Annotated in this window: 12 protein-coding genes; 6 read left to right on the plus strand and 6 right to left on the minus strand. The window is 62.3% G+C overall.

All coding sequences use genetic code 11. The features are described 5' to 3' along the window. The 4 genes from CHB87_RS18300 to CHB87_RS18315 all read left to right on the plus strand — a co-directional run. A partial coding sequence (locus CHB87_RS18300) for a choice-of-anchor D domain-containing protein (protein ID WP_142988420.1) occupies positions 1–1943 on the plus strand: 1943 nt, incomplete at its 5' end. Further along, positions 1940–3703 carry an NHL repeat-containing protein gene (locus tag CHB87_RS18305; RefSeq protein WP_089409897.1) on the plus strand — a complete coding sequence of 588 codons (1764 nt, stop codon included), beginning with the start codon at positions 1940–1942 and terminating at the stop codon, positions 3701–3703. The genes CHB87_RS18300 and CHB87_RS18305, both read left to right, overlap by 4 nt. A gap of 215 nt (positions 3704–3918) precedes the next feature. Next, positions 3919–6741 carry a beta strand repeat-containing protein gene (locus CHB87_RS18310; RefSeq protein WP_089409898.1) on the plus strand — a complete coding sequence of 941 codons (2823 nt, stop codon included), beginning with the start codon at positions 3919–3921 and terminating at the stop codon, positions 6739–6741. Between the two features lie 196 nt (positions 6742–6937). Next, the gene (locus CHB87_RS18315) at positions 6938–7975 is read left to right on the plus strand and encodes a family 43 glycosylhydrolase (protein ID WP_245818078.1); all 1038 of its coding nucleotides are present in this window, start codon (positions 6938–6940) and stop codon (positions 7973–7975) included. 356 nt (positions 7976–8331) lie between these two features. On the opposite strand, the gene CHB87_RS18320 is transcribed toward CHB87_RS18315, so the two are convergent. After that, positions 8332–9987 (minus strand): glycoside hydrolase family 43 protein, encoded by a 1656-nt coding sequence (locus CHB87_RS18320; RefSeq protein ID WP_245818079.1) that lies wholly within the window; start codon positions 9985–9987, stop codon positions 8332–8334. A 454-nt stretch (positions 9988–10441) separates the two neighbouring features. Here CHB87_RS18320 and CHB87_RS18325 point away from each other — a divergent pair, with 454 nt between their 5' ends. Both CHB87_RS18325 and CHB87_RS18330 read left to right on the plus strand, forming a co-directional pair. Then, positions 10442–12499, plus strand: coding sequence for a glycoside hydrolase family 127 protein (locus tag CHB87_RS18325; protein WP_217897071.1), 2058 nt, complete (start codon positions 10442–10444; stop codon positions 12497–12499). A 50-nt stretch (positions 12500–12549) separates the two neighbouring features. After that, entirely contained in the window at positions 12550–14109 is a 1560-nt protein-coding gene (locus CHB87_RS18330) for a VWA domain-containing protein (protein ID WP_176441850.1), read from the plus strand. Between the two features lie 19 nt (positions 14110–14128). Here the strand turns inward: CHB87_RS18330 and CHB87_RS18335 are convergent, their stop codons facing one another. The 5 genes from CHB87_RS18335 to CHB87_RS18355 form a co-directional block, all read right to left on the minus strand. After that, positions 14129–15346, minus strand: coding sequence for an alginate lyase family protein (locus tag CHB87_RS18335; protein ID WP_217897072.1), 1218 nt, complete (start codon positions 15344–15346; stop codon positions 14129–14131). Between the two features lie 101 nt (positions 15347–15447). Then, a complete protein-coding gene (locus tag CHB87_RS18340; RefSeq protein WP_176441851.1) occupies positions 15448–17868 on the minus strand; it encodes an Ig-like domain repeat protein in 2421 nt (806 codons plus the stop codon). A 47-nt stretch (positions 17869–17915) separates the two neighbouring features. Further along, on the minus strand, positions 17916–21434 hold the full coding sequence (locus CHB87_RS18345; protein WP_089409905.1) for a TonB-dependent receptor: 3519 nt from the start codon (positions 21432–21434) through the stop codon (positions 17916–17918). 462 nt (positions 21435–21896) lie between these two features. Further along, positions 21897–23240 carry a DUF1501 domain-containing protein gene (locus tag CHB87_RS18350; RefSeq protein WP_089409906.1) on the minus strand — a complete coding sequence of 448 codons (1344 nt, stop codon included), beginning with the start codon at positions 23238–23240 and terminating at the stop codon, positions 21897–21899. A gap of 53 nt (positions 23241–23293) precedes the next feature. Continuing rightward, positions 23294–25438 carry a DUF1800 domain-containing protein gene (locus CHB87_RS18355; protein WP_245818080.1) on the minus strand — a complete coding sequence of 715 codons (2145 nt, stop codon included), beginning with the start codon at positions 25436–25438 and terminating at the stop codon, positions 23294–23296. Positions 25439–25467 lie beyond the last annotated feature (29 nt).

The raw sequence follows: 25467 nt of genomic DNA on the forward strand, positions 1-25467 counted from the left end.
AAGCGCGCGCTTACGTCTATACCAACCTTGCGCTCCAGTTCCTCGATAAGCGCTACGGAACGGCGCTGGCGGTCTCGAACGCGACCGTGCTCGCCTACTGCCAGCTCGCAGCGGGCCTTACCGTCGATCCCTATGGCGGCTATTGGTTCTCGCTCAAAGGCCTGGGCCTGGAGGTGAACGGCACCGGCAACGGCAGCTTCGATGGCGGCTACGGGCTGAACGACGAGCATCTGAACATCGCCCTCGCAAAGATCCTCGCGGACAACGGCCTCGAAACCTCGACCAGCCATCCCATCCGCGATATCGCTGTCAGCGGCGTCGCCAGCTTCTCGAACTTCCTGCAACCGGGGCTTCTTGCCACGGGTTCGACCTTCACCGCCACCCAGCGCATCGACGAGGACATCACCTTCCGCAAGAACCTCAATGTCGGCGAGGTCGAGCCAGGCGGGGACTACTATGCTGCGGGGAGCTTCGCCGACCCGTACGCCCTCCACGGCATGTACCGCGAAAAGGCGCTTGGCATCACCTGGACCCTGCCTGCCTTCGGCTCCGGCCACTTCGACGACACCCTCTCCGATTATCTGCACGAGTTCCTGAACTACTCCGCACTCTGCGCCAAGGTCAACAGTACATCCGACTCCACCGGCGTCAGCTTTCTACAGGAGGCCACCCACCCCGACGGCGTCTTCGTCGACCCCACCGGCAGCTCACTGGCGGTCAAGTACAAAGGTGAGACCCTGGACATGGTACTCAACTTTCGACCCTTGCAGGCGCCCGGCGCCAGCGGAGTGAAGCCTTCCGCCGCCAACGAGGTAGTCGACAACCTCGCCCGCGTACACGACACGACCGCGACGATCGACCGTGTCGCTACGTTCGCCATGCCGGCCACGACCGCCACAGGCGCCTCCGGCGGCTACACCTCCGGAGCCTTCGGCACGCTCTACATCGGCCGCTACGGCAACTACCTCGCAGGCCTGAACTGGCAAAGCAATGCCGTCTCCATGACGCTTCCGCCGGACATGACCACAGGGACGGCGACCGATGTCGCCACCGGCGTGAACTACGACCTGACCCAGACCTCAGTTATCTCCGTGCCCGCCCAGAGCGGTGTGGTGCTGTATCAATCGCTGCCTACGGCCACGCTAAGCTCAACCACGGTCAACCTCGGCGCGGTGGCGCCCGGCAGTTCCGCCACGCGGGTTGTCACCCTCTCGAACACCGGCTCCGGGCCGCTACTGATCGGCGCCTTGAGTCTCGCAGGCAGCAATACGAACGACTATGCCTACACCTCGACGTGTGGGTCCAGTCTGGCTGTGGGCGCCCCCTGCACGATTAGCTTTACCTTTACGCCATCGGCATCCGGCACACGCACCGCATCGTTTTCTCTGCTCACCTGCGTTTCGAAGACGGCCCAGATCGTCTCCCTCACCGGCGGTTCGAACCTGCCGACACTGACCATTGCGCCGGCTAGCTTCTCCCGCTTTTTCGACACGCCGAATCCCACCCTGACCTATACGCTGAGTGGCTTCGTCGGCAGCGACACCCAGGCGAACTCAACTACCGGAGCGCCATCGCTCGCGACTCTGGCCGTGCGTACGTCGCCCGCAGGCTCCTACACCATCTCCGCAAGCGCCGGAACGCTGCAGAGCAGCAAGTACTTCCTTCAGTTCGCAACCGGCACGCTGACCGTGACAGGCGGCGCTCCGCAACGCATCACCTTCGCGCCGCTGGCTCCGCTGAGCAACGGTTCGACACTGCGGCTCTCGGCCTCCACCAGCTCGGGCCTGCCGGTTGCCTTCAATGTGGTCAGCGGGCCGGCGACGATCTCCGGCACACTGCTGACGACAAACGGTACAGGCGCCGTCGTGGTCAACGCGGCACAGGCCGGCGACGCCACCTACGCAGCGGCGGTATCCACCACAAGGAGCCTTTCGGTCCAATGAATCCCATACGCGCGCGCATCGGTCTTCTCTTCCTGGCAGCCGCGGCGATGGTCGGCTGCGGAGGTACATCTACAACCGCAAATGGCGGCGGCAGCACCCCGGTTACGCCTGTTGCAAGCCTCGTCCACGGCGCCGTCACCAACGGCGCGCTACCGTTGCAATCGGCCAGCGTGCAGCTCTACACCGTTGGGGCCAGCGGCCTTGCATCCGCTGCCGCTCCATTGCTTGCGAATGCAGTGACGACGGACGCCACAGGAGCCTTTTCCTTCCCCTTGCCAGCCTGCGGCTCGGCGACGCTGGTCTATCTGTCTGCAACCGGCGGCAGCAGCGGCGCGGGCGCGAACGGCGCCACCTCGTTACTCGCCGCGCTGGGTCCGTGCAGCGCCCTTACGAGCTCCAGCAGCTTTCATATCGACGAGCTGACAACCGTGGCCACTGTCTTTGCGCTGGCCCCCTTTATCGCCGATGCCGCCCACATCGGCGCATCCGGAAACGTCCCCGCCGGCCTGGCAAACGCCTTTTCGATGGTCAATGCTCTCGTCAATACGACATCCGGCGCCATGCCTGGGCCTACCCTTGCAACCAGTGCAACGGCGCCGGTCGCAACCCTCAACACGTTGGCGAATATCCTTGCAGGCTGCATCCGCACCGCATCCCCCACCAGCTCCGCCTGCGCACCGCTGCTTACCGCCACCTCGTCTGCAGACACCCTGGGCGCCACTCTGCGGATTGCCCATCAGCCCGCCTCTTACCCCGGCCTCTATGCACTCGCCGCCAACTCGACGGCCTACAGCCCCAGCCTGACCGCAGCCCCCACGGATTGGACGCTCGCTCTCCGGATAGCCGCCAGCGGACTGGCCACGCCCTTCGGCATCGCCATCGACGGCGCTGGAAACGGCTGGGTGACCAACGAAAGCGCCGCCAGTCTGGTGCAGCTATCGCCCGCAGGCACAACGCTGCTCACCGTTACGGGAAGCGGTCTGCTTGCGCCGCGTGGCGTCGCAATCGATCGCTCGGGCAATCTGTGGGTCGCCAATACGGGAGCGGATTCCGTGCTGAAACTTTCGAGCACGGGCTCACTGCTGGCGAAGGCATCCACCGGCCTGAACGCACCCACGGCCATTGCAAACGACTCCGCTGGGAATGCGTGGGTTGCGAACACTGGAGGCAATAGCGTCATACAGCTCTCGTCCACGGGGATCGTTCTCACAAATACTATTGGATTAAGCGCACCTTCGGGCATTGCGCTCGACAGCGCGGGAAACGTATGGGTGGCGAATACGGGCGCCGATAATGTTCTTCAAATGACGCACGCCGGTGCGCTCTCCAACACCGTCTCGGACGGCGTGACGCAGGCCCCAGGCGCGCTCGCGATCGACAGCAACTCGAACCTCTGGTTCACCGGCTCCGTCCCGTCGCAGACCGCTGTTCAGGGTGCGCTTGCCAAAGTCGCCTCATCCGACACGGCATCAGCGCCTGTGCTCAGCATGGCTGCGATTCCAGGCTCGATCGCAACCTCGGGAGCGGATATCTGGGTCGCGAACGCCGCAACCGGGGGAGGCCTGATGCTCTTCCACGCCAGCTCTAATGCACCACTTTCGCCTGCCGCCGGCTTTGGATCGCTGAACGCTCCGGCAGGCATTGCCGTCGATGCCTCCGGCAATGTGTGGGTCGCCTGCGCCGGTGACAATACGGTCTCCATCTTTCTCGGCCTGACGACTCCCGTCATGACGCCTCTGGCACAGACGGTGGGACCATAAGCTCACGCGATCCTGTCCCGCTGCGGACTTTGGGGGTTTGCGGCGCGTTTTCGTGGGGCTCAAAATAATTCTTGTTATCGTTATCTTTTTGATCCTATAATTCCGCTCGCAAGCAAAACCCAGCGCGTCCAACCTCTAAACGAATCGAACGTACGGTTTGTTTAGAGAACGTTATCTGAACACCATTCTCCAATCCACCATCGAGAGATTCGCATATGTCCTTGAAACCGCACTCCGCAGCCCGCACGCTTCTCGGCGTCTCCTTCGCCACCGCCTTCACGCTCATCCTGTCCGGATGCGGACTGGGAGCCGCGGGGAGCGGCAATCCTGTCAGCGCCAGCGCAGCGATCTCTTCGACCGGGATCGCCGGCTCGGTCCACGGAGGCCGCCAGCCCATCTCGGGAGCGACCGTGCAGCTCTATGAGGTTGGCGCCACCGGCTACACCACTGGACTCGCTAAACCGATTCTCACGACCGCCGTGACGACCAACAGCACCGGCGGGTTCTCCATCACCGGCGACTACACCTGCGATGCCGGGAGCTATGTCTACATCACAGCGAGCGGTGGAAACCCGGGCAGCGGCGCCAACAATCCCAACATCACACTCATGGCCGCGCTCGGCTCCTGCAGCTATCTGAAGGCCAACGCCGCCACCACCTTCCTCAACATCAACGAGGTCACCACGGTGGCTGGCGCTTATGCACTGGCACAGTTCTTCGGCGGAAGCAGCTTCGGCACGCCGCTCAGCAGCCAGCCGGGCATCGCCGGCGCAAGCGCACCCGCCGACAACTTCACCACCTCCAGCACCAACGTTCAGGGCATCGCGAACGCCATGGCGCTTGCGCAGGTGATCGCGAGCAATGCGACCGGCGCCTCGCCCGGCAACAACGCTAATGGCACGGCGACGGTGGAGTATTGGCAGGTCAACACCCTGGCGGACATCCTCGCCGGATGCGTTAACTCGCAGGGTCTGGCGGATAGCAGCAACACCTCCTGCGCGACGCTGTTCAGCAACGTCAACGCGCCGACCGGAGCACAGGCTCCGGCTGACACCCTGCAGGCGGCGGTCGCCATGGCTCTGAACCCAACCTTGACGGCGACTAAGATCGCCAATCTTTACGGCATCATCACGGCGGTCGGCACACCGTTCCTGCCCGATGCGACCGCCGCGACCAAGGTCTACGACCTGTCACTCGCGGTCGCCTATAACCCCGCCAGCAACAACGGCTCCAGCGCGGCCGGCACAGCAAACCTCTCCGGCGGCGGCGTTGGGTCGGTGACCATCACCAACGGCGGCTCCGGCTACACCACCGCGCCCGCCGTCGTCTTCACCGGCGGCACGGGCTCCGGCGCCGCTGGCACAGCGACCGTCTCCGGGGGTACGGTAACGGGCGTCAACATGACCGCAGCCGGTTCCTACACGGTCGCGCCATCGGTCGTGTTCACCTCCCAGATCCTTGCCCAACCGACCCAGATCGCCTTCGACTCCTATGGCAACGCATGGGTCGCCAATCATCCCACCAGCGCGCTGAACAATGCGGCCAATCCGACCGGTTCGCTGAACGACTTCGTCGTGGAGCTCGACCCCATGGGCGATCCCATCCCTGCCGGCTCGGCTGGAACCTACCAGACCACGGGCTACTCGGTGGGCGGGACCGCAACCACGCTCGCAGGCTTCGCCAGCTCCACGACCTTCCCCTTCTTCTCGGTCACGGTCGATACCAACAACAACGTCTGGCTCGCCGACAAGACCAACTCAAACGTCGTGAAGATCCCCGGCTCCGGTGCGGTTGTCACTTCGTCGGGCATCGCCACCACCTCGAACGGAGGCTCCGCCGGCGCTGTCGGTTATCCCCTCTCGAACACCACCGGAACCCCCGCGGTGACCGCCGGCATTGCGCCTGAATATATCGCCATCGACGGTGCGAACGACGTTTATATCGCCACCGCCAGCGGCACCCAGACCAACACCTGCACGACGGCCGCCGCCACCGGAGGCTTCTCCGGCAGCGGCAAAGGACTGGTCACCTTCGTCGGCGGAAGCCCCACCAATGTCAACTACGGGCGCTTCAGCGCGACGGAAAACGCCCCGATCTTGGTCGACGGCGGCACGGCCAAGTTCACCTCCAATGGGAACCTCATCCCCGGCCAGCCCTTCGTCTGGGGACTAGGCTACAACCTGGGCGGAACCAACACCTCCACCGGCGCTTACACGGGTCTCGTGTGGCAGAGCTATGGCGGCAGCAACGGCGCAAACGCTCTGGGCTGCTACACGCCGGACTCCTATGACGGCGTCTCCACCACGGCATCCGGCATTGCCAGCACGCTCGATACGACCGCGACTACCGCTCTACCGGGTACCCTCGGAACCAGCAACGTCACCGTCGTTCCCGCCATCAACGGCTCCGCCGCGGCCTATGTGATCGGCTCCGACTACGGCCTGGCGCTCGATGGCTCCGGCGATGTCTGGCTGAGCAACACCAGCTATGTCGACAGCACCAGCGCGACGCCAGGAAGTGGAGCACACGGAACGCTCAGCAACAGCATCACGAAGATCACACCGTCCTACAGCGCTGCCCTCACCCCCGCCGATGCCGCCGCCAACTGGGCCTACACCATCTACCACGATCTGGGCGGTCAAAGCACCGGCTCCACCGCCGTCCAGGCCCGCCTGCTGACGACCGATGGGGCAAGCAATGTGTGGTTTACCTTCAGCACAGGCGCCTCGACTGTCGGCGCCATCAACAGCTCCACCAACGCCGCCATCTCTCCGAACTACGGTGTAACGGGCGCTCCGGGCGCGGGCTTCTTCGGCTCCGCCTGCCCCAGCACCTGCTACTTCACCGGCACCACCACCAGCTACCAGCGGTATAACGGAGCCAAGCAGCCGGTCGTCGATTCTTCCGGTAACGTCTGGCTGCCGATGAACGGCACGGCGCTGTATCCGAAGATCGTCGAACTCGTCGGACCAGCCGTGCCGCTGGCGGCGCCTGCGTCGCTCGCTATCGCCAACGGCAAGTTCGGTCAGAAACCCTAACGCTTCACTCAACCGCGCGCTGGTGCATGGGAGGGCGATGACTCGGCCCTCCCATGTCAGCGCCAGCCGCTCCTTCTCGCCTACTGACTGCTAAGATCGCCAAGTGGCTTCAACGCTCGCCGCGCCCGCCTTCGGGTTGCTCCCGAAGAGGCAAAGGATCGGGTTTCACCTCCAACCTTTCATGCCAAAGACCAAGATGACCCTTCGCCTGACTCGGCTCGGAAATGTCGCTCTCCTCCTTGGCGTGCTCCTCGCGGCAACCATCGCCGGAGCCCAGCATAAGACCGGAATCGTTGTGCCCGGTGAGCCGTGGCGCGACAATCGCGGCGAACTGATCCAGGCTCATGGTGGCGGCATTCTGCACCTGAAGGACACGTGGTACTGGTTTGGCGAGGATCGGACCGAGACCAACGATCCGGCCAGGCGCTATGTCGCGTGTTACTCGTCCACCGATCTGGTGCACTGGACTTATCGTCGTCAGGTGGTCGCCCTGGCTGAGCCTGAGGATCTTGGCGCCAAGTGGATACTCGAGCGTCCGAAGGTGTTCTACAACCGGAAGACGCATAAATTCGTGATGTACGTTCACCTCGATGGCCCCGGGCCGTCCCCTGCGCCTGGCTCCTTCGGCTATAACGTTGCGAAGGTAGGGATCCTCACGAGCGATACCGTCGACGGAGACTACAAGTGGGTGCGCAGCCTCCGGCCGCTCGATCAGGAGAGCCGGGACATCGGCCAGTTCATCGACGACGACGGCAGCGCATACCTGATCTTCGAGTCGCGCCCAACCAAGGGTTTTTTCATCGCAAGGCTTTCGGCCGACTATCTCAACGTGGAGTCGAAGGTCGCCTTCATCGACGCACCGCTCGAAGGCGGCGCGATCGTTCACTACAAGGGCCTGTACTACGCGTTGGGATCGCACCTCACGGGATGGCGCCCCAACCCCAACGTTTACGCCACTGCGCCGAGCCTTGCGGGGCCGTGGTCGACGATGCGCGACATCGCTCCGCCTGAGACCAATACCTACAACTCGCAGTCGAGCATGTTGATCAAAGTGACGGGCAGCAAGATGACCAGCGTCCTCTATGTCGGAGACCGGTGGAGTCCGAAGGCTCTCTGGGACTCGCGGTATATCTGGATGCCGCTCTCGATCGACGGCGAGCACATGACACTGCCTGAACCACGCCCCTGGAGCATCGACGTCGAGACCGGGGTAACGCACATTCTGCAACCTTGATCTCTCGGAGAAGTTCATGACAGCACGTTTCGCGACCATCTGGTTTGGGCTGCTGCTTTGTGTCCTGGCAGTGGCTTCTTACGCATAGTCCGCGCCACCCACGGAGGTGTGGCGATACTCGGTGCGCGTCGGCAACGATCCGGCGCCGCATTGGAGTTCCATTCAAAATGCCCCGCGCCGATGAGCAAATCGCTCTGGAAGCCACTGCTGACGCAGGTCTGCCTTCCCGGTTGAGGTCGTGGTGGCGGCCTTTCAATGGGGCCGTTCGGTCGAACCGAAGGTGAAGACCGCCGACACGGAACTCCCCTTCCACATCACGCGATCGCCGGCGCCGTGAGCTTTGTCCCGCGTCCGATTTAGTGAGGCAACAGATCGAAGCGGAACCAGTCGAAGTCGGCGTAGCCGAAGTCCCCGCTGTCCATCTCTCCGGATGCGAAGATTCCGGCCTTCGAGCCGATCCAGACACCTGGCGTCGCCTGGTAAGAATCGCCAAGATCGATAAACTTTACGTTGTCGGTGCTATAGCTGAAGCGGACCGCGCCTTCGTTGACAGAAGCTCGCAGGTAGACCTCAGCAGCCTGAAGAGGAACCTCAGCCAAGGTCTTTTCCGAGACGCCACTTGGCGCTGTAACCCCAAGCACCTGTCGGATGGAGGCGCCCTGCTTCGTCTGAGCGACCTCGATGAAGCCGTAGGATTTGCCGAGGATCACCAGCCCCGCACGGTCGCCCTCGTTTCGGAAGGCGGGGCTGACCCTGGTGGTGACGGTGAAGCGAGTTCCGGGCAGCTTTTGCAGGAGCAGGTTCGGCGTGAGCGAAAGATGATGCGACCCGGCCGGCGATGGAACGTTCAAGAGTCGCATCGCTCCGATCGCAGGGGCGATGAAGCCCCAGGACGGCTCTGGATTGGCCTGCCAGGACCACTGCAGCCCGAGAGAGGGTCCGTTGAATTCGTCGCTGTCGACCGGGTTCTCGCGCGCGCCGGCATGGAGAACATGGGGCTTCCTGTAGGTGGCTACGGGCTCGCCGATCGAGCCATGAGAGACATCGCCAATCACAGGCCAATCGTCAACCCACTTCATCGGCTCGAGGTGGACGATGCGGCCGAGCCATGCACGGTCTTGGAAGTGAAGAAACCAGTCTTCTCCCGTTCCAGTCTCCACCCATGCTCCCTGATGAGGACCGTTGATGGCCGTGCTTCCCTGTTGCAGAACGACGCGCCGTTCGAAGGGTCCGTAGATGGATCTGGAACGCAGTACGACCTGCCAGCCGCCGGTGACGCCGCCCGCGGGGGCGGAGATGTAGTAGTACCCATGACGCTTATAGAGCTTCGGCCCCTCGATCGTCTTGTCCTGGGCGTGCCCGTCGTAGACGATCGAGCCGTCGTCAAGCAGGCCTGTTCCGTCGGGTTTCATGCGGCTGAGCACGAGCGCGCTATTGGTATGAGCACGGCTCCCGGCAAGGGCGGAGATGAGGTAGGCCTTGCCGTCGTCGTCCCAGAGCGGACAGGGATCGATCCAGCCGGGCGCCGCCTTGATGAGCAAGGGCGCCGACCAGGGACCGGCCGCGTCCTTGGCCTTCATCATGTAGATGCCATAGTCGGGGTCGGGATAGAAGAGATAGAACTCGCCCGCGTGATAGCGCAGTGCCGGGGCCCAGACACCAACACCATGCAGAACTGCCTTATATCGTTCGACAGGCGGTTGCCGGGTAAGCGCATGCCCTATCAACTTCCAGTTCACAAGGTCGTAGGACTCGAGTATCGGAAGACCGGGAACGCTATCGAAGCTCGACGATACGAGGTAGAACCTGTCGCCCACTCGCGTAACGTCAGGGTCAGAGTAGTCGGCGTTCAGGACCGGATTCTTGTACCTGCCATCTCCCAGGTCGGGCGACCAGATCTTCGACACTGCGCCTTCTCCAGGCAAAGCGCCGGTCTGCGCGCGAGAGGTTGCCTTCTGGGCATAGGCTTCCACCACACATGCCGCCATCAGGAACGCCGCCGCCAGTCTCATCCGCTTCCCCCATCTCATACATCGAGTATAAGCAAGCATGCTGCGATAACGGTACCAACCCACGCCTTCAGAAACCCGGAACCTCTATCTCGTCTATGCCGGAGGAAGCGGACATCTCTTCAACTTTCTTTGGTTCGTCTGCTGCCGGCGCTTGCTTCGCCTGCACCGGGGACCGGAAACGTGGCGGCCGCGTTAATTCAGGCTCCTCCTCGCCGAAGCGATACGTGCATGGAAATAAACCTTGCCATCGAGGAGATGGATCGCTTTCGCCGGCAAGCACTTAGCGTCGAAGACCCCGATGAGCCATTCGGCCGATTCGCGCAGACAGGAAGAAAGGGGATACAATTCCGTCAGAAATGAGAACGATATTCACGCGCCGGCTGTCAGTCTTCGATCGCGGAAGCCGCTGGCTGAAAAGCAAGTTTTCGCAAACGCTCCACGGAGAATCGACATCGTGACGGACTTGAAGAACGTTGACCGCCGCACCTTCACGCGCGCACTGGCACTCACGCCGCTCGCGCTCGCATCGCGTTCCCTCCTTGGTCAGAGCGCCGCGCCGTCCCAGAAGGCAAAGCAGGCAGACCCGGTGACGCAGGAGAAGAAGCAGGCGGGAGCCGCTCCGGCGGCCAAACGCATTCCGAAGACCGCCGCCGACTACAACAAGCATCCGCCCATCGTCGAGACGGAGCCGTTTGCGGCGCCGCTCACGTTTTCGCGACGCATCCTCAAGCCGAAGGTCAGCCCTTTTGCGCTCAACGAAGTCACCCTCGATGCAGGGCCATTGCAGCAGGCGCGCGATTGGAACCGGGCTTACATGCTCCGCCTTCCGAACGATCGCCTGCTCCACAACTTTCGAGTCACAGCCGGCATCCCTTCAAGCGCGACGCCCCTGGGTGGGTGGGAGGCTCCGACCGCCGAACTCCGCGGGCATTTCGTCGGTCATTATCTGTCTGCGTCCGCGATGCTCCACGCAGCCACTGGCGACACCGCGATCAAGCAGAAGGCCGGTGAGCTGGTTGCGGGCATTGGCGAGTGCCAGAAGAGGCTGAAGGAAGACGGCTTCGTAGCTGCCTATCCTTCGGAGCTCTTCGTACGGCTCGACAAGCGCGAGAAGGTTTGGGCGCCCTTTTACACGCTGCACAAGATCATGGCGGGCCTGCTCGACATGCATACCCTCGCAGGCAATGGACAGGCGCTGGAGATCGTCATCGGGATGGCCGGCTGGGTCGATGTGTGGACAGCTTCAAAGTCCGAAGCCCACATGCAGGAGATCCTGAAGACCGAGTACGGCGGCATGAATGAGGTCCTCTACAACCTGGCAGCGGTGACAGGCGACGATCGCTGGGCGACCACGGGCGACCGCTTCACCAAGAAGACCTTCTTCAATCCCCTCGCCATGCGACGCGACGAGCTGAAGGGCCTGCACTGCAATACGCATATGCCGCAGGTGATCGGCGCGGCCCGGCGCTATGAACTCTCCTCCGACCAACGCTTCGGCGAGGTGACCGAGTTCTTCTTCGAGACGGTGTCCAGGTCCCGCACCTATGCTACAGGCGGCTCCGGTAACACCGAAGGTTGGCTGACCGTCGCGAACCACCTTGCACTCGAAAAGAAGGCTAGCTCCCATCATCAGGAGTGTTGCTGTGCCTACAACATGATAAAGCTCAGCCGGCACATCTACGGCTGGTCGGCCGACCCACGCATCATCGACTATTATGAGCGCAATCTGCTGAATCACCGGCTTGGAACGATCGAGCCAGAGACGGGCGTGACCACCTACTTTCTTTCCATGTCGCCGGGCGCGTGGAAGACGACGAACACGGACGACCAGACCTTCTGGTGCTGCACAGGCAGCGCCCTCGAAGACTTCGCCAAGCTCAACGATACGATTTACTTCCACTCCGAAGAGGGTCTTTATGTGAACCTCTTCGTACCCTCGCATCTGCACTGGAAGGATCGCGGAATCCGCCTGCAGCAAAAGACGAGCTTCCCTGAAGGCGACAGCTCCACGCTCGTGATACAAGCCACACCCGCCGCTGAATGGACCATGCACCTGCGCATTCCCGAGTGGACCACGACGGCAAGCACCGTGCGCATCAATGGAGTAGCGCTCGGCGTCGCCGGCACACCTGGCACTTACCTGACGATTCGCCGGGCATGGAAGGTCGGCGACCGTGTCGAACTCGTCATGCCGATGCGCCTTACCGCCGAGCCACTGCGCGACGACGTCACCCAGGTGGCTTTTCTGTTCGGTCCCGTCGTTCTTGCGGGTCAGTTTCCCAGGGGTGAGATCGACTTCGACCTGCAGCACAACCAGGGGCCCGAGATCCAGGAGCTTCCGCCCTTGCCGGTCCCCTCGTTCGTAGCGAAAACGGAGGATCCGGCCAGCTGGCTCAAACCGGTTTCCGGCCAGCCGCTGACCTTCCGCACCGTCGGACAGAGTGGGAACGTCACCTTGAAGCCGCTCAACCAGAGCTGGGAAAGATTCTCCGTTTACTTCTCCGTGGTCTGACCGTGACGAATCGCAGTCGGAAGACTCTATCCGCTTTGCAGGAGGAAGCTGTGGCACAGGGTACGCAAGACAAACCGAACGTCTCTTTCCGCCGATGGGCCGCGCTGCTCCTGCTTCCCGTCGGCGTGAAGGCCGTGGCACAACAGCCCGCTCCGACCGATGGCATCGCCACCCTCTCGGTCAAGACACAACTGGTCACCGTCGACGTGACCGTCAACGATACGAACGGCCACCCCGTGCTCGATCTCGGCAAGGCGGACTTCGCCGTGAGAGAGAACGGCACGCCGCAGCGCATTCGCTACTTCTCTCCACCGTCGGAGCACCGCATGCCGTCGACGGGCGAGTTGGTTCGGTCGTCGGCCGATCTCAACAAGATCGGCGGCGCGCCGGTCAGCATCCTTGTGCTCGATGAGATCAATACGCCCTTCACGGATATGTCGATGGCCCGGGGAGCCCTCGAACGCTATCTCAAGACGCAACCTGAAATCCTCACGGAGCCGACCGCGCTGTTCTTCGTCAGCAACAGCAAACTGGATGTCATCGAAGACTACACGCAGAACAAGGCCGCGATACAGGCCGCGCTCAAGAAGCATTTCCCCGATTACCCCTGGCAACTCACCGCCAACTCCGGGGACATGGCGCTGCTGCCGCGCATGTCCCGCACGCTGGGGGCGCTCGTTCAGATAGCCGAAGCCGCGCGCGGCATCAAAGGCCGGAAGAATGTCGTGTGGGTTGGCAAGGGATTCCCCTCGATCGATGTCTCTCAGACGCCGCCCGACTCGCTGCAGGTGATCACCGACGCCATCAAACGTTCGACCTTTGCGCTGCTTGAGTCCAAGGTGAGCCTCTTCACCATCGACCCCTCAACCCTCGATCCCACGCCGATTCTCGATCAGGAGAGCGATTCAGGGATGGCTGCGGGAGACCTGAACGGCACGGGTCTGGTCTTTGGAGGCGCGATCCAATTCCAATCCATGGCCGGCGCGACCGGTGGCCACGCTTATGCGATGAACAACTTCATCGACCAGGAGATTGCAAGCGGGGTAAGCGACGGCGCCAACTATTACGAGCTCGGCTACTCGCCCACACAGGTCTCCGACGATCCGGCCAAATACCGCAAGATCGCCATCTCCGTGACGCGACCGGGAACGAAGGTCATCGCACGCGACGGCTACTTTCCTTCAACCACGCCCGCAGCCGCTGAAAAAGTCGCGGCGGCCGGAGAAGATCTCGATCAGGTGAAGTTCGACCTCTCCACCGCGGCCCTCAGCAAGCTGGCGTACAACGGCCTCGCGGTGACGGCGCAGGAGAAGTCCGCTGGGCAGTTCACCGTGTCGATCGCAGCCGAAGCCATCGAGTGGCGAGAGGCACCGCAGGGCCACATTGCGGAGCTCTCCGTCCTCGCGGTCTGTTTTTCGGCGAAGGACAAGCCGGTTTGCAAAGGCTCCTCGGAGCACACGGCCAGCACGACAGGCGATGTCGCTCATCTGAAGTCCGAGCTCACCTACAAGGTCGCAGTCGACGTACCTTCAAGCGCCACACGCATCCGATTCGTCGTACGGGATGTGACCAGTGGCAAGGTCGGAAGCGCCGACCTGAAGATACGTTGACCGGAGGATGCGGCGGCGCTCAGTGGGCCGGGACCGCATCCTGCGGCACTGCGACCGGGCGCAGCGTGAAGGTGAGCGTTCCATATCCCAGGGCGTCGAAGCCGCCGCTGTTGGGCCCGTAGTCCCCTCCACCGCCCTCCGGACGCACCAGGGCAGCGTACTGCGTCACGTAAGGAGCCTTCAGTCCCTTCAGCACCACGTAATGGTTGTAGATCAGCTCCCAGGTAGGCCGCTTGCCCCCGCGCGAATCGGCCGAGATGATCTTCTGCGTCACATCCGAGTTTGTGTACGGCGTATACGGCACGTCATGGCCGAGATTGTACTTTGCGACATACTCGGCTCCCTTGAGCAGACGGTTGTCGTCGACACCGAAGAGATCGTCTCCCTGGTTCCAGGCCATCTGACAGATCGATCCCGCGAGCCCGATGCCGAGCAGCGTATGTCCCTGGTCCCGCCCGGACTCCTGCCACTGCCCCGTACCGTCTTCATAGAGCTTCCAAACCAGATGTTTGATCGAACCATTGCCTGCGCCGTGTAGGTAATAGGCGACCGCCTGGCGGTAGATATCCCGCCGATCCGTAAGAACTCCGATCGCGATCATCGACGCATCGTTCGCCAGATCCCAGTTCGCCCAGTAATGATCGATCGCAGCGTTGTTATGACCGGCAAGAAAGTCCCGATTCATCGGATAGAAGACACGCAGCATCATGTCCTGAAACCTTTTGAAGTCTTTCGGAGACCATCCGGGATAGGTCCTTAGAATCTCCGCGGCATTGGCAATCTCGTAGCCGTAGATGCCCGACGCAAGGTACTTGTCGTTGGTCCCTGTAATCTGCGAAAGAACGGAGGACCAGGCATTCAATATCTGGACCGCCTTGTCCGCTTTGGCCGTGTCGCCTGAGATCTTCCAATCCAGAACGTCGGCGTAAGCAGCCGCAATGTCGTTGAACAGGTGCCTGTAGTTCTCATCGTGACGGTTCCCCGAGGAGCCTCGCACGACGACCGACTCCGGCTGTGGAGACCACTTCAGGGAGTCGTGAGAGTTGCTCTGCAGCAGCTTCCAATCCTCGGTCCACGGCGACGCTCCTTTTTCCACCTGCTGCTTCGCTCGATCGAGGTCCGACTGTGTGACCAGCAGGCCCGGATGTACGAATGCCGGGTCCGCGGCTCGCGCTGCGGCGGAGAACCAGGCGAGACCGATCGTCGCAAGGATCAGGCTGAATGTTCGACGTCCCATGGAATCCCTCTCTCTCCCTTCGCTCATCCCTCATCAAACGCCCGGCGCAGCCGCGGTTCGATCGCCGCGACTGCGCCGCTTGAGAAGACCGAGCGAGTTCATCATTGCACGTTGACGGTGAGGGTGACTGACTGCGTCAGCGGGTTCGTTCCGGGGCCCGCCGCGGTCACCGTAAGAGTCTGCGCGCCCGCGGCCAGGCGCTTGCCGATGTTGTTCTCCGCGCAGCCACACAACGATGCGAGGGGAAGAAAGACGAGAGCCAGCGCGAGCATGAGAAGACGGGGGTGACGGCGTCGCTTGAATCCCAGGCCCAGAACCCCCGCAAAGGGCAGGTACGCCAGGGCATACAACGGCGGCGAACGGCGCAGACTTGAGGTCGTAGCGACCGCTCCTACCGAGAGATTGACGGTCACGCTTCCGTTCACGGGAACGGAAGCGGAGGCTGGCGTAAACGCACATCCGAGAGAGCTCGGGCCGGTGCAGCTCAGGGAGAGTAGCTGGACCGCGGGTCCGAGGCCCGTGAAGGTCAGCGTCGTCTGCGCAGCCTGTCCGGGCGCCACGCTCAACGTTGTCGAACTGGCGGTCATGGCGAAGCTGTCCACGTTGACCGTCACGGTGTTCGAGGTCGACCCGGCGTAGCTGTTGTCGCCTGAATACTTCACGGAGTATGTGTAGCTGCCGAGAGCAAGAGCGGAGGTCGTGTAGGTAGCGACTCCCGATGCCGGCAGCGCCGTCGCCAGCAGTACCGTTGTTCCCTGCAGGAAGGTCACCGTCCCTGTAGGCGTGCCGGTAGAGGTCACCGTTGCCGTCAGCGTCACCGTCTGGCCGGGGTAGGTCATGGTTGTCGTCGCGGCCAGCCCTGTCGTCGCGGGCGTAAGTTGACCTATGAGCTGAATCTGCTGCACAGGCAGTATGCCGTCGGTGGTGTAGGTCAAGGTAGCGGCGCTTGTGCCCAGGTGCGTGGGCGCATAGGTAATGGCGACGTTGCAGCTCGCACCGGGCTGCAGCGAGGCCTGGGTGCAGGTGTTCAACGCCGAAGTGGTGGCGATGGCGTAGTCGCCTGCATTCGTTCCACCGAACAGAGGAACGCCTCCGGTGAAGTCGAGCGCGGCATTGCCGGTGTTGGTCAGCGTCACCGTCTGCGGCGCGCTCGTGCTGCCGACCGCCTGCCCCACGAAGGTGAGGATACCCTGCGAGACCTCACGAATGCGGAGGTTGGTTGCGTCGGTAATGTACAACCTGCCCGCCCCATCGACCGCGACGCAACGGATGCCGTTCAGTTGCGCGCTTGCCGCGGCGCCTCCGTCGCCTGCGAAGCCCGCGGTCGCGCTTCCGGCGACGGTCGTCATGATGCCCGTCGAACCGTTGACCTCCGTGACGAACGCGTAGCCGTTATCGGCGATGTAGACATCTCCGGCCGCATCGAGGGCGACCATCGTGGGCGAGTTCAGCGCGGACGCGCTTGCCAGTCCGCCATACGGCGTATGCGCGGAGCCGCCGCCCGCGACGAGGTAGATGTTTCCCGGCGTCGGCGTCGCAGTCGTCTTGTTCTCGATATTGATGAGAGCCGCGGCCTGAGTCCCTCCCTCGTAGACCACCTTGATTTCATGGTTCGACTTGTCGGCGATGTAGACGTCGCCGGCGGCGTCCACCGCCAGACCGTACGGCGCATTCAGCAGGGCCGAGGTCGCGGCCCCGTTCAAGCCGGAGGAGCCTGCGGTACCCATACCACTGCCACCGCCGGCAAAGGTGCTGATCACACCCGTCTTCGCACTGACAACGCGGATGGCGTTGTTTCCCTGGTCGACGAGATACATATCGCCCGCCGTATCGAACTTCACATCGTTGACTCCGCGCAGGGCAACGCCTGCGGCCGTGGCCAGCGACCCGTCGCCGGTGTAACCACTGGTCGCGGAGTTGCCGGCAACCGCATACGTTGCGCCCAGCACCGGCGCGGTCACACCGGCCTCGAGCGCGATGAGATTCGAGCCCGCAGTGCCGGTGCCTCCCCCATAGACGACCCATACCTTGTTCGTGCCGAGGTCGTTGAGGTAGACGTCGCCCGCAAGGTCGATACCGAGGGTGGCGCCCGGCTTGAAGAGAGCGGCGGACGCCAGCGTGCCGTTGACCGGCGTGCCGCCCGTGCCTTCCTTACCGGCAATCAGATAAATGTTGCCCACCACGGGAGCCGTCACCGTGGGATTCTCCGCCGTGATGAGCTTTGCCGCAGCGGCGCCGCCCGCATACACCACGCGCACCGTGAAGCTTACATCATCCACAAAGAAGACGTCGCCCGCGCTGTCGGCCGCGATTCCGCGAATGCCGTTCGTGATCAGTGCGTTTCCCGCCGGGCCGCCATCGCCGGTAAATCCGGACGTTCCATTGCCGGCAAGCGTGGTGATGATGCCCTGTTGAAAGGTGAGCGCGCCGATCGCGGCGCCTCCCGGTTGCTGAGCGTAGCCATGCGGTAGAAGCGCCATCAGGCAGCCGCCGCAGAGCGCAATGCGTGTCTTCCAGTTCATGAACCTTCTCCCATATCGATCGACATCCGAAGCCATTGCTGCGAGCCTTAGAACGTGAGCCTGCCGCCGAGCTGAAGCTCGCGAGCATTTCCCTGCTGCGACGTCGATTCCCCGAATGCAACGTTGTTGCTGATGCTCCGGTTGGCCGGTGTCGCGAAGTTCGTTCGGTTCAGGGCGTTGAAGGCGTCCAGCCGAAGCTGGAAGGTATAACGCCGTTCGATGTGAAACTCCTTCTGCAGGCTGGCGTCGTAGTTGGCGAAGCCCGGCCCGTACATGGAGTTGCGCTGCTCGTTGCCGTAGGTAAACTCCGTTGTCGTATTCGGGCACGTCGTGCTGCCGGAAGGACATGTGTACTGACCGCTGGAGTTCATCACGGCTCCGTCGGACGGGCACTCACCCGGGATGCAGAACGCGGCGATATTGATCATCGGCGTCTTGGCGGGCGAGCCACCCTTGAGAATCTGCGGCACTCCGGGAACGATGTTCGGCCTGCCGCTCGGATAGTTGCCCAGCGTGCCGATCGAGGTGAACGACGCAGACATCGGAAGACCATCGTAAAGAGTTAGCACGCCAGAGACACGCCATCCCCCTACAACCGCATCGGTGATCGTTCCAGCATGGCGAAGAAGACGCTTTCCCTTGCCCACCGGCAGTTGATAGATATGGCTGAATACGTAGTAGAGCCTGGAGTAATAGTCCAGATTGCCGTAGTCCTGGCGAATATTCAGAGGATTAGTCACTCCTCCATCGTTGAAGGCGTCGACGCCAAGCCCCTTGCTCCATTGAAAGTCCATGCTGAGGGTGAGATCGGTAAATCGCCGCCGAATCGCCGCCTGAAACTGATTGAAGTTCGTGGAGGTATTGAACTGCTCGTAAGAGATCGTCCCCCAGGGCTGATAGGGCCGAATGGTCTGGACGTTCGTCAGCCCGGTCGCGAGCGGCTGCGGCACAGGATTGTTCAACGGATACGGATCGGCGAGATGCGTTCCGAGGTTGCCGACGTAGCTGACGCGAAGCGCGGTGTTGTGGATGAACTCCCACTCCACGCTAAGGTTCATCTGCTGATTGTAGGGCTGCTTCGGTCGCGGCTCGACTGCGCTCACCGAAGGACCGCCTGTGCTGGAGGTGCTATTGAACGGATTTGCCCATGTGAGCTGCGGCGTGTTGGTCCCGCCCGTTCCAGACGGCTGTTGGTAGGTTGTGGCTTTGATAAAAGGAGGGCTGTTCCCGAGGCCATTGATAAAGGGTGGGAAGTAGTTGTAGATCAGCGCGTAGCCGCCCCGCATAACAAGGGTTCCCTTGTCGTTCATTCTGAGAGCGAAGCCAACGTGAGGTCCGAAGTTCAGATTCTGGGTTTTGTAGTAGTTGTTGTAGTTGATTCCGACGGTGTCGCCGTTGACGATATACGGCTGCGGATAGGCAGCGACGAGATTCGGATCCTCCTGTCCGGAGATGTAGACCTCTGCCCCGGCTCCGCCATTCATCGCGGGATAGAAGTTCGCGAGACCGCCCCGTGTTCTGCCAAAAGGAAAGGTCTTCTCATAACGCAACCCGAGATTCAACGTAAGCCGTGGCGTAGCCAGCCAGTTATCCTGCACATACAAACCATAGGACGATCCCGTCGCGTCGAAGAGGTTGTTCTTGTTCTGCGTTTGGGAGGTGAACATGTTCCCCATCAGAAAGTCGGCGAAGGCATACGCGACATTCTTGTTCTCCGTCGCCCCAGCCGCGCCCGCTGTGCAGGTTTGGGCGCTGAAGCAACCGACGAAGGTAAACGAACCGGGATAAGAACCTCCCTGTCCGGAGCGCTGTCGAAGATACTGTGCTCCTGCCGCCATGGAGTGACGGCCATGCACGAACGTTACATTGTCGTTGAACTGGTAGATATGCTGCGCATTGAAGTAGTTGCTGGATGCATCGGCGATGCCGGAAAGACCGTAGATGCCGACGGTCGGCAGGCCGCCGTAACCCGCGGGAGCGTTCGGCACGCCCGGAACGAGCGCGCCCGGATTAATCTGGGGATTCTGCGACTCGCGCGGGTCGTGCTCCTGGTTGTAGCCCGCGACAAATTCATTCACGATATTGGCTGAGACAATCCTCGTGTAGTTGAAGACGACGTTCTTGCTCAACGTACCCGTTCCGGAGTAGTTGCCGAACAGCGGCGCGGCATTAGCCAGATCCGGTCCCACATACGGTCCACCATTTACCTGGTAGTACCGCAGACTGAAGTGATCTTTCGGAGAAAACTGGTAGTCCCCGCGCAGAGACCAGCGGAAGTTCTTCTGATAGGTCGGACTGCCATAGATGAAGTCGGTGATGGAGGAGGAGCCGACCTGGCCCGCGGCGCAGTTCGGAGCAAGATTGGTCGGGTAATAGCAGCCCTGCGGCCCGCTGCCCAGGATGCCGCCATTCGGTTTCGGAAAGAACCCCAAGAGATACTTCGATATGGGACTAATCGCGGAGTCGGGAACCTGGCAGCACAATCCCGCCGCATCTTTGGGCAGTTGGGCGCCCGTGTTCGGGTTTACCATCTGCGTAATCCCGAGATAGTTCGATATCGGGCCAAGGTCGCCGGTCAACATCTCCGGTGAGGGCTGGGTCGTGGGGATGGCCTTCGACTGAACGAGGCGAAGATCCTCGACGGTCGCCCAGAAGAATAGCTTGTTCCGGATGATCGGACCGCCGAACGAGCCGCCGAACTCATTGCGGTTGAAGTGCGGCCGTGGATTGAGCGGAAAGTATCCGGCGCCCGAGAGATATCTGTTGCGATTGAACTCGAAGGCCGACCCATGAAACTGATTTCCGCCGGCCTTGGTAACGATAAGCACCTGCGACCCGGCGCGGCCGAATCTCGCCGGCGCCGCCGAACCGATGACGGTGAACTGTGCGATGCCATCGAAGGAGGGTACGGGGCCCGCGATACGGGCGTTGAAGATGTCGTTCTGGCTGATGCCATCGACCGTGGCCGATGTGCCGCCCTGAAAGCTGCTGCCAGCGACGAGCGGATTGCTTGTGGAGCGCTGAACGCCCGGCGCAAGCGCCAGCAACCCATAGATCGTGTCTCGCCCGTCGAGCGGTGTGTTCTCGATCTGGCGGCTGTCGATCACCGTGCTGATCTCCGGGCTGTCCGTCGTAATAACGGGCGAGGCCGAGGTGATCTCCAGCACCTCCGTTGCCGTTCCGATCTTCATCACGATATTCTGCCGGATGGTCTGAGCTACATCGAGAACGATCCCTCTGGCCGCGGCCTCTTCAAACCCTTCGTGCTTCACAATCACGGTGTAAGTTCCCGGATCGATCGTCGAAAAAGTGTAGTCTCCCCTGGAGTCCGTCGTGGCCTGGAGCACGGCTCCGGTTCCCTGGTTCTGCAGTTCGACCGACGCGGCTGGGATCACGGCATCGGAGCTGTCGGAGACGCGACCGAGAATCGATCCCTTGGTAGATTGCGCGGATGCGCTCGCGACGCCCACCGCGACGCAGAGCAGGAGCAACCACGCATGAGACAGCATCTTGCAGAAGCGAGTTGCGGTCTCTAGCCGCCAGATGAAAGAAACTTTGCGGTTCACCGATACATCTCCTTGAGGGCGCTTCTCAAATCGGACCGCTCGAAATTGGCGATTGCAAAATGAGAACGTTATTTGTCTCAAGCAAACTACTGCTTCATTCCCCCTTTTGTCAATCCTTGTTTGTGATTTGATTGAGGAGCAATCGTTTCAGCATTCAAACTCGACTCGTTATCGTTTTCGCTCTCCTCCGGCTCACAGGCAGCGCGCGAAACGGCGGCGGGCCGTTCTCGGTCGTATCTACGAATCGGAGAGCGGTCGAGGGGGAAATCCTCTCAGCGTGTAAGAAATCGCAGCCTCAGCCTCAGATAGGTTTCTGAAAGCTACGGGGCACGTACAGCGGCAGCGATAGACCGTCCGCGTGCTTGCGTTGCGCAGGTGTACGGAGAGACGACAGGCTGAATTCGCCGTGCTTGTGGACGACAAGCATGCGGGCGAGTGTTGGAAAGCGGACGGCCGTTCGCTCTAGACGAAGCCCAGGTTGTTCAAGCTGAAGCTGCCCAGAGTTGGAAAGATGTTGGCGAGTTGCGAGGCGCTGACTCCAAACCATTGCGCCAGGGTCGACGCATACTGGACGCTTGCGGTCGTGGGAATCCATCTTCCGTTCGAACCCGAATCGTCCGGACCGGCCAACGCCAGATTCGGGAAGGTTCCGTACATCTGTCCACCCTTTACGGCGCCGCCCATCACAATGTGGTGCGAGCCCCAGGCATGGTCGGAACCAGTGTTCGAGTTCGGCTGGAAGGTCCGGCTGAAGTCCGACATGGTGAAGCTGGTGACGCTGTTCTGGACGCCGAGCTCGACCGTGGATTGATAGAAGGCCGCCATCGCCGGACCAATCTGGGCCAGCAGCGCGCCTTGCAGGGCGATCTGGTTTGCGTGGGTATCGAAGTTGCCCACGCCCGCGAAGAAGATCTGCCGCTGCACGCCCAGCGCCGATCGTACCTCGATGATCTGCGCGATCTGCTTCAACTGCGCGGCCAGGCTGTTCCCGGTGGGAAAGACCGTCTGCAGAGGCGAGACCGACTGCACCGCATCCGACAACGTCTTTGCGTAGGAGTAGGCGTTCGAGGTGATGTTGTTGTCCGCCTGCACCAGCGACAAACCGGAGCTGAAGTTCAGCAACGCCTGCGCCGTCGCCTGCTGGGCTGCGCATTCCGTCGCGCCCTCGGAGCATGCGGCGCCGCCGAGATTGCCCGGGCTGACCGAGACCGGCGTGCTGCCGGCGCCATCGCAGAAGAGCGTGTCTCCCGCGACCGAAGCGATCATGGGAATCCTCGCATTCGGGTTGTAACTCAGGTTCATCGTATCGGCGATGCGGCCTGCCCAGCCTGTTGTCGTGGCGCCGGATGGCGATGCATTCTGCCACTCCAACTGCTGGTCGGCGTGCGAGAAGAGGTTCGTCGGCGCCGTGCCGCCGGCCAGATACTGCGACCGGTTGGTCGGCTCGATCAATGTGCCGACGTTGGTCACCAGCGCCGCCGTTTTGTTGGCGAAGAGCGTCTGGATATCGGGCAGGTTCGGGTTCAACGCAAAGTCCGGCGCGCTCCCCAGCTGCAGCAAGGTGTTCTGCGCCAGCGCCAGCGGCCCGCGAATCTTCGAGTAACTCGCGTATCCGTTGGCGTCGAACGGAATCAGCATATTGTTCGCGTCGTTGCCGCCGTACAGGAAGATGCAGACCAGCGCCTTATACCCCGCCCCGCCGGCCTGCGCGAAGGAGTTCAGCATCCCGAACGGACGCAGGCCGGCTGCGTTGCCGGCCGCGGCGAGTGAGGCGTACTTGATAAAGCTGCGTCGCGAGCTAGCCATGATCCTGCTTCCCTGGTGACTTCGTTGATTTCGGCTCGCGCCTGCGCGAAGTCTTAGTGCTCCACCTTGTAGAGCGAAGAGGTGATCGTCAGATACGTCGCTACCCGCGCACGCTGCGCGGGATCGGTCAGGGTCGAGATGTGGTTTACGATCGCCGATCGCATGCCGGCGGGCATCTGTCCGTGCATGAAGATGACTCCGAGTGAGTCGACCAGGTTGCCGGGATTCGCGGCCATCAGGCCAAGCGCGCTGGCAGCGGAAAGGTCCAGCTTGAAGCCGCTGATGCTGTTGTAGACGAGCGAATTCGCCAGCGTCAGCCGCAGCATCGTGCTGGCCGTATTCTCGATGCTGAACTCCGGGGCGGTCGCCGTCGTGCCTGGTATCGCATAGTCGGGCGGAAAGAAGTTGAAGACCGAGCCGGCAGCATACGGCTTTTGGCCGAGTGGCGCGGTGTAGTTGCTGAGCGTGCCGTAATAGCCGGTTGGGTCGGTATTCACAAAGCTCAGGCCACGCATCACGCCGGTCAGGTAGAGGATCGGTTCACGCAGATGGCCGCCCTCGAAGGTCGGGTCGGTATCGCCTGCGCGGGCCTCCGTATCCATCAGGATCGCGCGCACGACCGCCTTCAGATCGCCGCGTACGCCGCTGCCGTTATCCGCAAAGACCGCCGCGACCCGAGACACATACGCGGGGCTGGGGTTGCTGGCCACCAGATGCTGAATCAGTTGCCGGCAGAGGAACGGCCCAAGGTTTCGATGCGCGAACAGATTGCCGAGCGCGCCTGCGAGATCCTGCGTGCCTGTCTGTCCGGCCGGCAACACTGTGCCGTTCAGCAGCGTCTTGGCGGTCGTATCGTGTTGTGCGGCAACGAGCGCCATGGGAGCGTCGAAGTTCATCGCGTTGTTGGGGAAGGTTGTGGGCGAGCCGCCGGTGGCCGTCGCATAGGTCCAGCCGGTGTACGCGCGCGCGAACGCCTGCACCTGAGCCTGCGTGTAGCTGGGAATCCTGTTTCCGCTGCCGTCGAGCTGCGGCGTTCCGTCCTGGTTCAACTCGTAGAGGCCGATGGTAAAGAGCTGCATCGCCTCACGCGCATAGTTTTCGTTGGCGATCTGCCCGGAGGCCGGTTTGGCGGAGTTGAGCATGTTGAGGTATGCGCCCATGCCGGTCGAGAGCGTCATGTCCTGCAGCAGCGTCGAGAAGTTGCCGAAGGCATCCTTCACCAGCATGTTCTGGAAAGGAATCGCGGACTCCGCATGGACGGAGTTGGTGGAGATGACGAAGATCTCCGCGAAGGCAAAGGCCACACGCTGTCGAAGCTGGTCGTTCCCGGTGAGCGCCGCCCGCCACCACTCGGATTGCTGGCACAGAATCGTATTCGTCGCGCACACCGCGGGCGGAGGCGTCGCGATGTCCGGTTCGATCGTCGGCGCGGCCGCGAACTGTTCGGTGAGATACCCGTCGAGCCCCACCTGTTGCACGTGCTGGATATCGTTGAGCGTCGGGCCAAAGGTGGCCTGATCGAGCAGCCGCGCGGCAGCCGTCAGGGATGCCTGCAGCCTCTGAATCTGCGCATTGCCGATCGCGGAGGACGCTGCGCCGGGGTTTGGATTCAGCACGGCGATCGCCAGCGTGGTCAACCCCGTGCTGGGGCCTGCGGTTCCCCGCAGCTCGGTCGCGGAGACGAGGGTGGTCGGCACGGCCGCGCCGCCCACGACAATCTGCGCGCCCTGCACAAAAGCCGATCCCGTAACGTCGAGCGCGATATTCGAGCCGCTGCCCGTCTGCACGGCGGTGGCGGCGCTCACGATGGGTACGGGATTCCAGATCGCCTCGGACACCGTCGCGGAGGCCGAGGCGCTGGCCTTGCTGACGGCCGTCACGCTCACCGTATTCGGCGAAGGCAATGTCGCCGGGGCGGTATAGAGGCCGCCGGAGGAGATCGTCCCAGCCGCGGCCGATCCGCCGGCAACGCCATTCACCTGCCAGCTTACGGCTGAACTGCCGCTGTTGGAGATGGTTGCGACGAACTGCACCGTTGTGCCAACGCGCGCGTGCGAGGCGCCCGAGATGCTTACCGTGGAAGCCAGGGCGATCGGCGAAGAGGGTGAGTTTATCCCTGTACTCGTCGCGCAGCCGGTCGTCAGCGCCAGAGTCGCACAAGCGAAGCCACGGAAGACGGCACACATCACTCGCGACACGAGAGCACCTCGCAGAGATCGTCGGAACA

Source organism: Granulicella rosea, from assembly GCF_900188085.1.
Taxonomy (GTDB): Bacteria; Acidobacteriota; Terriglobia; order Terriglobales; family Acidobacteriaceae; genus Edaphobacter; species Edaphobacter rosea.